This is a genomic window from Reichenbachiella versicolor (genome assembly GCF_003171675.1).
Lineage (GTDB): Bacteria > Bacteroidota > Bacteroidia > Cytophagales > Cyclobacteriaceae > Reichenbachiella > Reichenbachiella versicolor.
The window spans coordinates 41,314-55,873 of sequence record NZ_QFZQ01000008.1 but is presented as its reverse complement, the minus strand read 5'-3'; the positions used below and the strand labels follow the sequence as shown (position 1 = coordinate 55,873).

General features: G+C 37.4%; 11 protein-coding genes. 6 read left to right on the top strand and 5 right to left on the bottom strand.

What is annotated here, in order from left to right; translation table 11 throughout:
- Positions 1-6: 6 nt before the first annotated feature.
- From DKG80_RS16325 to pdhA, 3 genes are all read right to left on the bottom strand, one after another.
- A complete protein-coding gene (locus DKG80_RS16325; RefSeq protein WP_109832444.1) occupies positions 7-687 on the bottom strand; it encodes a LiaF transmembrane domain-containing protein in 681 nt (226 codons plus the stop codon).
- 114 nt (positions 688-801) lie between these two features.
- Positions 802-1,497 carry a tetratricopeptide repeat protein gene (locus DKG80_RS16320; RefSeq protein WP_109832443.1) on the bottom strand — a complete coding sequence of 232 codons (696 nt, stop codon included), beginning with the start codon at positions 1,495-1,497 and terminating at the stop codon, positions 802-804.
- Between the two features lie 41 nt (positions 1,498-1,538).
- Positions 1,539-2,570 (bottom strand): pyruvate dehydrogenase (acetyl-transferring) E1 component subunit alpha, encoded by a 1,032-nt coding sequence (gene pdhA / locus DKG80_RS16315; RefSeq protein WP_109832442.1) that lies wholly within the window; start codon positions 2,568-2,570, stop codon positions 1,539-1,541.
- Between the two features lie 125 nt (positions 2,571-2,695).
- Between pdhA and recF the strand changes: the two genes are divergently transcribed.
- The 4 genes from recF (at position 2,696) to DKG80_RS16295 (ending at position 8,609) form a co-directional block, all read left to right on the top strand.
- Positions 2,696-3,808 carry a DNA replication/repair protein RecF gene (gene recF / locus DKG80_RS16310; RefSeq protein WP_109832441.1) on the top strand — a complete coding sequence of 371 codons (1,113 nt, stop codon included), beginning with the start codon at positions 2,696-2,698 and terminating at the stop codon, positions 3,806-3,808.
- Positions 3,809-4,040: 232 nt separating this feature from the next.
- Positions 4,041-5,729: a sulfatase-like hydrolase/transferase gene (locus tag DKG80_RS16305; protein ID WP_109832440.1), complete on the top strand. Its 1,689-nt coding sequence runs from the start codon at positions 4,041-4,043 to the stop codon at positions 5,727-5,729.
- 142 nt (positions 5,730-5,871) lie between these two features.
- The gene (locus DKG80_RS16300) at positions 5,872-7,665 is read left to right on the top strand and encodes an ABC transporter ATP-binding protein (RefSeq protein ID WP_109832439.1); all 1,794 of its coding nucleotides are present in this window, start codon (positions 5,872-5,874) and stop codon (positions 7,663-7,665) included.
- A gap of 140 nt (positions 7,666-7,805) precedes the next feature.
- Positions 7,806-8,609 carry a DUF6567 family protein gene (locus DKG80_RS16295; RefSeq protein WP_109832438.1) on the top strand — a complete coding sequence of 268 codons (804 nt, stop codon included), beginning with the start codon at positions 7,806-7,808 and terminating at the stop codon, positions 8,607-8,609.
- 70 nt (positions 8,610-8,679) lie between these two features.
- Here DKG80_RS16295 and clpB read toward each other — a convergent pair whose 3' ends face one another.
- Positions 8,680-11,292, bottom strand: a complete 2,613-nt coding sequence (gene clpB / locus DKG80_RS16290) for an ATP-dependent chaperone ClpB (RefSeq protein WP_109832437.1) — start codon at positions 11,290-11,292, stop codon at positions 8,680-8,682.
- Positions 11,293-11,485: 193 nt separating this feature from the next.
- On the opposite strand from clpB, the gene DKG80_RS16285 reads away from it, so the two are divergent.
- Both DKG80_RS16285 and DKG80_RS16280 read left to right on the top strand, forming a co-directional pair.
- Positions 11,486-12,646 carry a TRAP transporter substrate-binding protein gene (locus tag DKG80_RS16285; RefSeq protein WP_221409147.1) on the top strand — a complete coding sequence of 387 codons (1,161 nt, stop codon included), beginning with the start codon at positions 11,486-11,488 and terminating at the stop codon, positions 12,644-12,646.
- A 2-nt stretch (positions 12,647-12,648) separates the two neighbouring features.
- Entirely contained in the window at positions 12,649-13,014 is a 366-nt protein-coding gene (locus tag DKG80_RS16280) for a response regulator (protein WP_162555927.1), read from the top strand.
- A 125-nt stretch (positions 13,015-13,139) separates the two neighbouring features.
- Here DKG80_RS16280 and gldJ read toward each other — a convergent pair whose 3' ends face one another.
- Entirely contained in the window at positions 13,140-14,354 is a 1,215-nt protein-coding gene (gldJ, locus tag DKG80_RS16275; RefSeq protein ID WP_109832434.1) for a gliding motility lipoprotein GldJ, read from the bottom strand.
- Positions 14,355-14,560: the final 206 nt, after the last annotated feature.

The following is a 14,560-nucleotide window of genomic DNA, read 5'->3' as shown; positions in this document are numbered from 1 at the left end:
TTATTTTTAGCTATGTAGTTCTGTAGTACCAAGAAGAATAAACCCTTTGATAGTTAATACATCTCCAAAATACTCTGTAGGCCTGTGTGCACGTTTATCTGCAAAGCCGCCTAATATGTTAGTCGCTTCGAAGTTCACTACCCAATCGTCAGGAACATATAATTTAACACCTCCCATTACACTAAAAGAATCCAATAGAGCTTGACCATGTTCGAGAGAAGATTGTCTAAGGTCTAATTCAATACTTCCTATAACGGCTGAAAGCTTACCTCCAGAAAAAGATTTAGAATTTATCTTTTTCGAACTACTAGCCAGTATAGCGACATCATCTATATCTTTAGCTATTTTACTTTGGTCAGTTACTTGGCTTTTAATGAAAAAAGCGGCTCCAACGAGAATTAATAGGATAGGCCAATACTGTTCTATCCCTATAGAAAAGTACACAGGTAACCAAAGGACAATACCCACTAGAATTAATATTAGTCCACCTTTCTTATTTCCCATTGACAGTTGAAGCAGACCTAACCCAACTATTACGGTTTGCCAAGTCAATAAATATTGAGAAATAGTGACCGTTAATACACCGAGGTTATTTAATAAAAACAACACTCCTACTGCAATAAGAAGCAGACCTAAAATTATTCGCCGATTGGTTCCTTTCATGTTATTAAAAAAATAGTTTTCCATTTGTCACTGAAACACTAACAAATCTAACTAGACTTTGAAAGAGGGCAGATTATGGATATAAAAAAAGCCATTCCGAAAATTCGAAATGGCTTCCTAAATACTTTTAAGAATCTCTTATAGAAGACCTCTTAATCTAGCAGCGTGCTTCTTTGCATCCTGATACTCAGTAGCACCAAAGAAATCTGAAACAATAGACTCATAATTAGCAAGAGCCGCTTTTGCATCTCCATTTCTTTCATTGGCTATAGCAGCTTTCTGAAGGTAGATAGGGCTAAATTCTTTATTGGCGTTATAGCCTGCAGCCTTCTCATACATAGATGCTGCTTTACCAAAATCACCCAACTCCATGTGAGCGTCACCTATCAAAGAATAGGCTCTAGCTTGAACTAAATAGTCAGATGAACTGAATTTATTCAAGTACTCTAGTGCACTCTCAAAATCACCTTGCTTTAAGTAAGCTGTACCAGCGTAAAAACTTGCTACATTAGCAGCATCAGTCATACCATACTCACTTACTATATCTAATAGACCATAGTTATTACCATCACCATTCAAAGCTAAATCTAAGCTATCAGCCTCGAAATAATAGACTGCTTGAAAAAGCTCTTGCTGAGCTATAGTGTTTTGACTACTAATATAGTACTTACCTCCAAGGAAGATCAAAATAATTGCAGCTATGACACTACCAATAGTAAGTACTAGCTTTTTATTTTGTTCTACAAAGTGCTCAGCTTTAGAAAGCTCTTGAGCCAATGCTTCAGAGCTATCGTAAATGTGCTCTTGCTCTTCGTTTTTCTTCTTATCAGACATTATCTAAATAATTAAGCCCCGAAACAGGGACGGATATATTCTTAGTTTTCTACGTATGGATATGAAGGATCCATATAAATGTCAGTGTAAGCATCTGCCGCTGGCGGGAATGGAGATTCCTCAGCGAAGGTTACACATTCTTTTACTCGTTCCTTGATATCAGCATCTATTTTATTTAATTCCTCTTCAGTAGCGAACCCTTGCTCTAGAATAGCCGCTTTCACTTGCTGAATTGGATCTCTTTGCTTGTACTCTTCTACTTCCTCCTTAGTTCTATACTTAGCAGGATCTGACATTGAGTGACCCTTGTATCTGTAAGTTCTAAACTCTAACAATGTAGGACCATCGCCTTTTCTAGCTCTATCAGCAGCTTCAGATACAGCAATATGTACATCAGCAGCAGACATACCATCTACAGATACTGATGGCATTTGGTATGCAGATCCTAGTTGGTCTAGCTCTGTTACATTAGAAGTTCTTTTCACAGAAGTACCCATCGCATATCCATTGTTTTCAATAACAAATAGACATGGAAGCTTCAAGGTCATTGCCATATTCAAAGCTTCATGAAAAGCACCTTGTCTAACAGCACCATCACCCATATATACGATACAAAGTTTGCCAGTCTCATTGTACTGCTCAGCGAAAGCAATACCAGCACCTAATGGCACCTGACCACCTACGATACCATGTCCACCCATGAATCCAACTTCTTTGTCGAACATGTGCATCGAACCTCCTTTACCTTTAGAAACACCAGTCACTTTACCATAAAGCTCAGCCATAATTTTCTTAGGGTCCGTTCCCAATGCCAGTGGATGTGCGTGATCTCTATATGAAGTAAGATACTTATCCCCTTTTTCTAAAGCAGAAACCGCTCCAGCTACACAAGCTTCCTGTCCTATATAAAGGTGACAGAAACCTTTAATTTTTTGCTGACCATATAGCTGACCCGCTTTCTCCTCAAACCTTCTCATGAGCATCATTTGCTCAAACCACGTCATATAGGTCTCCTTAGAAAATTCTATTTTCTTAGAAGCCTTTGTTGTCTTTTTTTTCGCTGTAGTTGCCATCCTAAATAAGAATTAAAAGCGGTTAAATGTTATAATTTTGAGGCCTCAACTTAGACTAATGCCTCGGCGATTCTACTTCAAATCGGGAGCGAAATTAGTCATTTATCAACTTTCGGCAAAACTATATGTATCTACAGTCTCTCGATATTATCAATTTTAAAAACTATAATGAGGGACAAGTTGAATTCTGTGACCATATCAACTGCCTCGTTGGGCTCAACGGGTCTGGTAAAACCAACCTTCTAGATGCTATCTATTATTTGTCAATGACGAAAAGTTATTTCAATTCACTTGACGGTCAGAATATCAAAAAAAATGAAGATTTCTTTGTAATAAATGCAGAGGTACAACTAGAAGACAAAATAAGAAAATATCACTGTAGCCTTAAAAAAGGTGAAAAAAAGACGTTCAAAGTAGATGGTGCTGAATATGAAAAAATGAGTGAGCATCTAGGAAAGTTTCCTGCCGTGATGATTGCGCCGGCTGATGATGAACTAATTCGTGAAAGTAACGATGTCCGAAGAAAATACTTTGATAGTATCATCGCTCAAACTGACAAAATTTATCTTGCCGAACTGATCAGATATAATCATCATCTCAAGCAACGAAATGCACTACTGAAATCACAACCAACTGGTAAAAAAATAGATAAAATCCTTCTTGAAGGATATGATCGACCAATGATCGAAAGCTCAAAGATTATCGCTCAAAAACGACTAGAATTCATTCAGCGGTTTGAGCCTATAGTCGAAAACAACTATGAACTCATTTCTGAAAAGAGGGAAAATGTCAACATAGAATACAAATCAAAAGCGTTACTCAATTCTTTTGAAGAAGATTTTGCTAACTCCTATGAACGTGATCTCATTCTCCAACGAACTAATGTCGGAGTCCATAAGGATGAATATTTATTTACTATCAATGATATGGCGATCAAAAAATTTGGTTCGCAAGGGCAACAGAAATCATTTTTAATAAGTCTGAAACTAGCACAGTTTGAATTCGTGAAAGAGCAAGTTGGACTAACTCCTGTCCTTTTACTGGATGACATATTTGACAAGCTCGATGACGGACGCATTGGCCGAATGTTAGAAATAATTACCTCATCTAGATTTAAACAGATTTTCATTACTGATGCCCGCGAGGAACGTACTATGAGTCTTGTAACTGAAAAGTTTAATCCCGTAAGAGTATTTAGAATTGATGAAAGTGGAATAAAGCGAGTTGATGTTGCTTAAAAGTAGAAGACTCTTTATTCAAAAATTTCCAGATTAGTTTCTCAAAGAAATGATAGGAGGTCAATATACAAATCACCACTGATCTCAAAACATAAAAACTTAATTCGAAACATAACTCACTTTTCGGTCTAATACACCATGAAAATCAGGGGTGAACAGTTTCATCAATAGTTTCTCTCCTTCCCAATTTATTAGGAATGATACCATTGTGAACAAGTAAACTCGAACTGAAATGAAGGTAAGAACTATTTTGATGAGCGTAGTGGGTATAATAACTGTAGTGTCCAACACTTTCGCCAAAACTACAAAGAAATCAAAACCTAATATCATCGTTGTATTTGCCGATGACATCAGCGCAAGAGAATTTCCAATATATGGATCGGACACATGGAGTTCTCCAGAAGCTAAGAATACGTCAGATGTAAAATACAGAGCTAAAACTCCCGTTTTGGACAAAATAGCTAAAGAAGGTTGCTATGTTAAGACAGCTTGGGCATCAGTCGTTTGCTCTCCGAGTAGAGCAATGATGATGACAGGTAGGTATGCACATCTTCATAAATGGTGGGAAAATAAATCTATTGGTCAATACACCAATGAAAAAGGAAAGGCAGTTGCCTATCCATTTTACGAAAGCTCTCCCAAAACCATCGGAGCCATTGCGAAAGAGGGCGGATACGCAACCATATGGGCAGGCAAAACACAAATGAGAGGAGCTGACTTATCAAAATTTGGATTTGACGAAGGAGTATTTACACCAGGGCCATTAAAACAAACACGACTAGAGCCAAACTCATTTACAGACTTTAGAGTGGAAATTGTAAAGGAAAATGGTCATAAGAGAATACTCAATATGGATACTGGTGAAGAAATGGACACTTATGCTCAAAATAGTTGGTATTGGAAACCTCATGTAATGCTGATGAACCACCCAAGCTCAAAAGGAAAAAAGTACGAATGGTGGCCAAATACTCCTGAGAGTAAAGAAGCATATGGTACTCATACCTATGGTCCAGATGTAGAGTTAGATTTTATTCTAGACTTTATGGAAAGAAAGACTAATGATAAGATGCCCTTCTTTGTATACCATACAACTCATCTTGGACATGATGCGATGAATTTTGTCAATCCAAAGGAGACTAGCAAATGGCCTGGAACTCCCAAAATTAAATGGACTGGTAAAGAATATGTACGAACACAACCAAAAATCACTGGTGATAATGGAAATTATGATACTCATGGTACGATAACAGAACCAGGTATTCATACTCACATCAATTACCTAGATTATCAAATGTGGCAATATCTCAATAAGCTTGATGATCTAGGAATAATGGACAATACTATAATAATCTTCTGTGCCGACAATGGAACGGGAAAGTATGGCAAAAATAGTCCTGATATTCAGAAAGGTGTACATGTGCCATTTATGGTTTATGCACCAGGATTGGGTATGACTAAGAAGGGGTTTCAAGATGTCTTGGTGAATATAGCCGATGTATTGCCTACTGTAGCTGAATTGGCGGGTGTTGATATACCTGCCGACTATGAAATGAATGGTGTGAGCTTAATTCCATTCTTGACTACAAATAAACCCACACACCGAGAGTGGATTTATGGTTATAAAGGATCAATGCAAATCATCCGCAATGATATCTTACTCAAAGATGGTCGTGACAAATGGTATGATGTCAGAGAAAACCCTAAGGATTTAATCAGCTTTCCTCAAATTACTGACTGGAATATGGCTTCCTCAGATCTAAAACAGGAAAAGGAAAAACTACTGAATATACTTCCTCAGTTTGACAAATTTGACGAGGAACAACATGGTCCATTATCCCCAGCTAACAAAACAGAACTAAAGGAACTAGCTAGGAGAAAAGCAATGAAGAAAAAAAAGGCTAAGGCTTTATCAAATAATTAATCTCCTTATTTATTTAAGTACACACCAAAAGCACGCTCTGAATTTGAGCGTGCTTTTTCGTTTTCCCGAACCATCAAAACCATATCCCGTATGAAGTGTGTAATATTGCAGACATAGTGAGCCTTTCCCTATCTGATATTTCATGAGAGATTTAGCGCATATCAATAAGTACCTCTTCAAATACAAGTGGTATTTAGTTCTTGGTACAGTATTTATAATAATAGCCAATCTATTTGGTGTAGTGCCCGCAGTGGTCGTACGTCAATCTTTCGATTTGATTCAAGGAAGTTTTTCGATATTTCATTGGTTCGATGGGTTTGAGCTTCAAAAAAATGGCTACGATCTATTCGTAAAGAGTATACTGGTTTTCGGAGTTATCATACTCGTATCAGCAGTTCTTAGAGGAGGTTTCATGTTTTTGATGCGTCAGACCATCATCGTCATGTCAAGGCTTATTGAGTTTGATCTCAAAAACGAAATATACGCACACTATCAGACTCTTCCCCTAAGCTTTTATAGAAAGAATAACACTGGGGACCTAATGAATAGAATCTCCGAAGATGTAAGCAAAGTCAGAATGTACATAGGCCCTGCCATCATGTATGGAATCAATTTGGCTACTATGTTCATCATTGTCATTCCATTTATGTTTTCGATCAATGTCAAACTAACCTTGTACTCGTTGATTCCGCTACCATTCTTGTCATTTAGCATATACTTTGTCAATAATATCATCAACAAGCGTTCTGAGGAAATTCAAGAAAGTCAATCCAAACTCTCCACTTTCGTTCAAGAAGCATTCTCAGGCATCAGAGTGATTAAAGCGTTTGTTAGAGAAAAGGATTATGATCATAAGTTTGAAGGTACTAGTGAAGAATATCGTCATAAGTCTCTCAAGCTCGCTTTTGTACAGTCTTTATTTTTTCCATTGATTATGGGCCTAATCGGTCTCAGTGTGATACTAACCGTATATATTGGATCTGAAGGAGTATTAGCAGGAGAGTTGAGTACAGGAAACATCGCCGAGTTCATAATATATGTGAATATGTTGACTTGGCCTGTGACATCACTGGGCTGGATCACAAGTATTATACAAAGTGCAGCGGCTTCTCAACGACGAATCAATGAATTCCTATCAGCTAAGAATGATATAATCTCTGACAAAAACATTAAGCAGGACATTGTAGGAAATATCAGATTTGACAAGGTCTCTTTTGTTTATCCTGATTCAGGAATCAAAGCTCTTGAAGATATTTCATTCTCCGTCAAGGCTGGAGAATCGATAGCAATCATTGGTACTACAGGTTCTGGAAAAAGTACTATAGCTAATTTGATTTGTCGACTGTATGATCCTACTAATGGAGAAGTCCAAATTGATGACTTAAAGCTAACAGATCACCAAATTTCCAATGTTCGTCAAAACATCGGTTATGTACCTCAAGACGTCTTTCTTTTCTCTGAATCTATTCGCGATAATATCTCTTTTGGCAATGGCAAAGTCAGCGACGAACGAATTGACAAAGCAGTAGCTTATTCCGATTTGACAGAAAATATTGATCGCTTCCCTGATGGACTTCAAACCATGTTAGGAGAGAGGGGAATTACACTCTCAGGAGGTCAAAAGCAGAGAGTTTCGATAGCTAGAGCAATAGTTAGAGAACCAAAGATCTTAATACTTGATGATTGTCTTTCAGCGGTAGACACCAAAACGGAAAACAGTATTCTTAACAGTATGAAGAAGATCATGGTGGATCGTACTACTGTAATTATTTCACACAGAGTTTCTTCCGCTCAGTTAGCAGATAAGATTATCGTATTAGACGAAGGCAAAATCGTAGAGCAAGGGACTCATGCTGAGCTTATCAGTCACGAAGGGGTCTATAAAACACTCTATGACAAGCAAATTCAAAAGGAAGAAGCTGACCCCTTGGTCTAGTTCCTTTATTCATGGGTCAATAGATCTTCACTTTCTGCATCACTAATATTGATCTCTCTTTCTAAACGGGTGCAATTGGTTCTTTTAAATCAGTATCCTGTTTAATAAATTGCGCGAGTTTTTAAATTAAGATCTGTCAAATGAAAAGTCTAATACACCTAACCATAGTGGTTTGTGTTTCAATCAATCTCCTTAGTTCATGTTCTTACCATTTAGGTTCTGTTAGTGGAGGCAGTGCAGTTATTACTAATGATAAATTCAAAAGCATAGACTATGCATTTGGGACATCACGTACGACTAATTTTCTCGGTATCGGTGGCAACAGCAAAGATGCACTCGTATTGGAAGCCAAACGAAATTTATTCCTCAATAGTGATATCCAACTAGGGCAAGTTCTAGGGCAAACAACAACTGACTTCAAAAGAACAATATTTTTCCCTTTGTTTACGACCAAGGTTTTAGTGTCAGCGGAAATTATTGATTTTACCAGTAAAGAAATAGATAGCATCTCTTGGGCTGATAACATAGCTGATTTCACTAATAAACCTTCAACAGATTATTTCAATTTTGGTCAAAAAGTCCCTCTAGTTCAGAGGAAAGATACTATTATAGGTCAAATAGTAGACGTAAAACCTGAGGTATGTTTGGTAAAGTTCTATGATCACAGAAATAATCTTAGAATAAAAAAAATCCCTACTGTTACTCTAGTATCTTATCAAAAAAAGATTCCAGTACTTTCCTTAGATCAGGGCAATCCTATTGATTACTTCACTCCAAAAGATCCTAAAAATGAACTTGTAAAGTTTCAACACAAAGGAATAGTCTTAGAAGGTGAATTAATGGAGCAAAAAGGTGATGTGTATTTAATAAGAATGCAAAAAGAATCAGGAAACCACATCGGTTTTTATGTTAAGGAAGAAGACCTTGTATCTTCGAAAGAGTAAAAATTTATAAAGTACAAAAAAGGAAAGAGCATTGACCCTTTCCTTCTACTCTATACACTATTGCTAATCTTTATATTTCTACCTCATCTAGATTGATAAACTCAATTTCGCTATTATCATTAAGTGAGACACCTATTACCGATTCGTTATTGATCTTTCCAGCTAAAATCTCTTTTGACAAAGCATTCAAAACGGTTTTTTGCATCACTCTTTTCAACGGTCTAGCGCCAAATTGCGGGTCATATCCAAGTTCACCTAACTTGTCAAGAACTTGAGGAGTAGCTTCTATTTTTACACCATTTTGAGCTAATCGTTTTTGAATCAATTTAAACTGGAATCCGACTATCTCTCTGATATTATCCTTAGTCAATGGACGGAACATAATGGTTTCATCCACTCGATTTAAGAATTCCGGCCTTACAGACTGTTTCATCAATTCAAACACTTCTCCTTTTGTCTTCGCTATCACTTCATCAACATTGACAGAATCAAGATTCGAGAAATTTTCCTGAATCAAATGAGCTCCAATGTTTGTAGTCATGATAATAATGGTATTCTTGAAGTTAGCCACACGGCCTTTATTATCAGTCAGTCTTCCATCATCTAAAACTTGCAAAAGAACATTAAATGCATCAGGGTGCGCCTTTTCTATTTCGTCAAGTAAAACAACAGAATATGGTTTTCGTCTTACCGCTTCCGTCAACTGTCCACCCTCGTCATATCCTACATATCCAGGAGGAGCTCCTATGAGTCTACTCACGGCATGTCTCTCTTGATATTCTGACATATCAATGCGTACCATGGCATTCTCATCATTGAACAAATAATCAGCTAATGCTTTAGCCAACTCCGTCTTTCCCACTCCTGTCGTACCTAGAAATATAAATGACCCAATAGGACGATTTGGATCATGCAACCCTGCTCTACTTCTTCGAACCGCATCCGAAATACTTTCAATTGCTTCCTCTTGACCCGCAACACGTTTACCAAGCTCATCTTCTAAATGAAGAAGTTTCTCTCTGTCACTTTGTAGCATCTTTTTCACAGGAATACCTGTCCAACGAGCTACCACCTCTGCTATGTCTTCGCTGTCTACTTCTTCCTTCAAAAGAGAACTTTGTCCTTGCATCTCAGAGAGCTGAACTTTGAGCTGTTCAAGCTTACCTTCACTCTCCGTTATCTTTCCGTATCTAATTTCAGCTACTTTACCAAAATCTCCGCTTCGTTCGGCCTGTTCTGCTTCAACCTTATATCTTTCTAAGTTTTCTTTTTCAACTTGGATACCTGTAATCACAGACTTTTCATTCTCCCACTTTGCCTTGATATCATCCCTACGAACACTCAAATCAGAGATCTTTCTAGATAGCACTTTTTCTCTATCCTTGTTTTTCTCTCTTCGAATTGCTTCACGTTCGATTTCGAGCTGCATAATCTTCCGATTCAATTCATCAAGCGCTTCCGGCACAGAGTCAATTTCAATCCTAAGTTTAGAAGCCGCTTCATCCATCAAATCAATGGCTTTATCTGGTAGATGGCGATCCGAAATGTATCTGCTTGATAGTTCTACAGAGGCGATAACAGCATCATCTTTAATCCGAACTCCGTGATGAACCTCGTACTTGTCTTTGATTCCACGAAGAATAGAAATTGAAGCTTGTTCGTCCGGTTCATCAACTAAGACCGTCTGAAACCTCCTTTCTAGTGCTTTATCCTTCTCAATATACTTCTGATATTCCTTCAAAGTAGTCGCACCGATTGCATGTAGCTCACCTCTTGCCAGAGCTGGTTTCAATAAATTCGCAGCATCCATAGCTCCTTCTCCACCTCCTCCGGATCCTATCAATGTGTGTATCTCATCTATAAATAGAATAATTTCACCATCCGAATCAGTCACTTCTTTGATCACTGATTTAAGCCTTTCTTCGAACTCCCCTTTGTATTTTGCGCCAGCAACTAAGAGTCCCATGTCTAAAGAAATGAGTGTCTTCGTTTTCAAATTCTCGGGTACATCTCCATCAACGATTCGTTGAGCCATTCCCTCGATGATTGCAGTTTTACCCACACCTGGTTCTCCAATCAACATCGGGTTGTTCTTAGTTCTACGAGATAATATTTGAAGTACTCTTCGAATCTCCTCATCTCGACCAATAACTGGATCAATTTTACCATCCTTTGCTAGTTGGTTCAAGTTCTTAGAATATCTATCTAGCGACTGATAGTTTGATTCTGCATTTTGACTATTCACTTTATTTCCTCCTCTTAATTCTTTGATAGCAGTCTCTAAGTCTCTTTGGTTGAAGCCTACCTCCTTTAAGGCCTTTGCCGCCTTGTCGAACCCTACGAGAATACCAGCTATTATATGCTCTATTGCTACAAATTCATCTCCTTGTTTCTTAGCAAAAGTTTCGGCTTTCTTAAGAGCTGCAGCCGATTCATTTGACAGATAAGGCTGCTGACCACTTACTTTTGGATATGATTTTATTGCTTCATCTAGTTGCGTTTCCAGTCGTTCAGTGTTGGTACCTAACTTTTTCAACAAAAATGATAGTACATTTTCATCTACTCGGATAATAGCCTTTAAAATATGAGCTGGTTCAATAGCCTGTTGACCATTTTCTTTTACAAGCTCACCAGACTTATTCAATACTTCCTGTGACTTAACTGTATATTGATTGAAATTCATAACTCTCAATTTTTAGGTTATAACAGCCAAGTATCAATTCTTATTCCAATCAACATATCAGATAAAAAACTGCCAATATGACTTGATTTAACTGGCGAAACACAATTTATTCGACTTATTGTCAGCACTATTGGTTGTTTAGAATAGTAAGTCCAATCATTTTTCGAAAGCTATCAAGCTATAAATACCTCGCATGAAGCAATGTATTGATCATCTAGATTTATCTTGCTCTACACAATCACAATCATTTATACCTATGACTGATAAGAACAGACGTAAATTTATTCGTAACTCTAGTTTGGCTTTGGCCGCTGCTGCTACAGCAACCTTAACATCTTGCAAGGAGAAAAAAGCGCAGTCAGTAGAAGCTCCTTACATCAATTTTAACAAGACTTTTAAATGGAAGATGGTGACTACATGGCCTCCAAACTTTCCGGTCTTAGGAGAGGGTTGTAAACTTATGGCCAAGTGGATTAGTACTATGAGTGGAGGCCGAATGGAAATTGAGGTATATGGTGGTGGAGAACTAATTCCCTCACTTGAAAGTTTTGATGCAGTAAGTCATGGTGCTGTAGAAATGGCAAGTGGATCGGGCTATTACTGGGCTGGCAAAATCCCCGCAGCACAATTATTTTCTTCTATACCATTTGGAATGAACTCCCAATCTATGAATGCCTGGATATTAAATGGTGGCGGATTAGATCTTTGGAAAGAACTTTATGCACCCTTTAACCTTATACCTCTTCCTGGAGGAAATACTGGATCTCAAGCAGGAGGTTGGTACAATAAAGAAATCAATAGTATCGAGGATTACAAAGGCCTAAAAATTCGTATGCCTGGAATAGGGGGTAAGGTGATTAATAAAATCGGAGGAACTTCGGTTCTTGTCGCAGGAAGCGAATTGTATACTAATCTTGAAAGAGGAGTCATCGATGCTACTGAGTGGATAGGCCCATACCACGATTACAAAATGGGATTTCACAGAGTAGCTAAGAATTATTATTTCCCTGGGTGGCATGAACCGGGTACTGTGCTGGAAACTACTATCAATAGATCAAAATTCGAATCATTACCTGCGGACCTTCAAAAGATAATCGTAGTAGCAAATGACAAACTAAATCATTGGATGTTATTAGAATTTGAAACTCAAAATGCTATTTATCTTGAAAAAATAAAAACGGAAGGAGTCAATATCAAAAGGTTCCCTAATGAGGTAATATACAAGATGAAAGAACTTTCTAAGGAAGTTCTTCACGAGCTAGTAGAGACAAATGAACCGCTTTCGAAAATTTATCATCATTTTTCCAATTTCGAGAAAAAAGCACGAGCTTGGAAAGAACTAAGTCAGATATAGTAATGAAGAAAGTATACACCTGTATGGTAGTAGATGATGATCCTACCTACACGGACATTATGGAACGATTCATTTCACAAATTGATTGCCTGACACTTCGCAATTCGTTCAACAATCCAATTGAAGCCATTTTAGATATTGAAAAAAACGGAACGCCCGATTTACTATTTTTAGATGTACATATGCCACAGATCGATGCTTTTACTACTATAGAAGCTCTTGACCCGAAACCAAAAATAATCATTGTCTCATCTCACTGGCAATACGAAGATAAATTGATCCAAGAAGGTGCAGATAAGTTTATTCAAAAACCAATTACGGATTCAAAACAACTCGAAAAGATTGTTCTTGACGTTATGGAAAACTAGATTTATGATTAAATGATGTACAAACTTCTAAAAAGAAGCTTTATCCAGACGAGTGAAACTTGTATAAAAAGAAAACGGCATCCTGAAATCAGAATGCCGTTTTTATATGTCTTTGTATTTATCTATTAGTAGTTAGTACCAGCTCTAATCATGGCACATCTAAATCCTACTGTAGAAGTAGAAGAATCTTCTTCTAGAAACCTTCTTGTTCCAGGAGACATCCAATAAGCTACATCAGCCCAAGAACCTCCTTTGATTACTCGTACTCTATCAGAAATCAACGAGTTGAAGTTTTGTGCGTCATAACCGTCTTCTTCATCTAGGAATCCATCTCTTCTTACTGGGTTCATATCGTCCATATCTTGGAATGAAAGCGGTCTATATACATCTTGAACCCACTCATTTACATTTCCTGCCATGTTATAAAGACCGAAGTCGTTTGGAGGATATTCATAAATGTAGGTAGTAATCATAGCTCCATCATTAAGCTTACCAGCAATACCTGCGTAATCCCCTCTACCTCTTTTGAAGTTAGCAAGGAAAGTCCCTAACTTTTTACCATATGGATTTCTCAAAGCATGACCATCCCAAGGATATAGTCTTCTATGCGTTTGATTTTCATCCAACCATTGAGTACCAATTAGTGCTTGTGCGGCATATTCCCACTCAGCCTCAGAAGGAAGTCTATAGTCAGGAAGAACAACGCCAGACTCTAATTGCGGTTTATCACCATCTAATCCTTCTGCACCAGCTTCTTGGTAAAAATCAGATTCTTTATACAACCTATCATTTACAACATCTGATCTCCATCTACAGAAATCTTGTGCTTGTAACCAATTAACACCAACTACTGGAAAGTATCTAAAACCTGGATATCTTAAATAATGATCGACGTAAGGGTCATTATAAGCAAGATCTTTTGACCAAACAGTAGTATCTGGTAATGCAGACTGATAAAATTCATCTGAAGAATCTAGCTTCACATAGTGGAGATATTCCAACCAGTGAATATTAGCTACTTCAGTTTCATCCATATAGAAAGAAGCAACTGTTACAGTTCTTTCAATGTTATCGTTGCTATTCATTATATCTTCCTCGAAAGAACCTAGAATAGTTCTACCTCCTTCGATGAACCTCAAGTTAGGGCCATCTGGCTGCCCACTAAAATCGTTTACTTGAAAGTTTTCTTCTTCATTGTAAGCCATTCCAGTTAAGGTACTTGCCTCCCCTGGGTTTGAGCTATTTGGATGTCCTGTCCCACCTCCTAGGCATGACGTAAGAACAACACCCGCTCCGAAGGCATAAAGTGAAGCCTTCAAGAAAGGAATAAATTTTTTCATAACAAATTCAAATTTTATTCGAACTCCTAAAATAAATACAAATTTTAATAAAACAAACGACACATAAACACTACGCGGATTCTGATCAATGTCAAAAGCGCTACTCGCTTGTCTTAGTATTAACTATTTTATCACCTGTATATAATACAATTCAAAAATATGCAATTTATTGTCTTTAGGCATTTAATTAATCGAATTTAATCGAA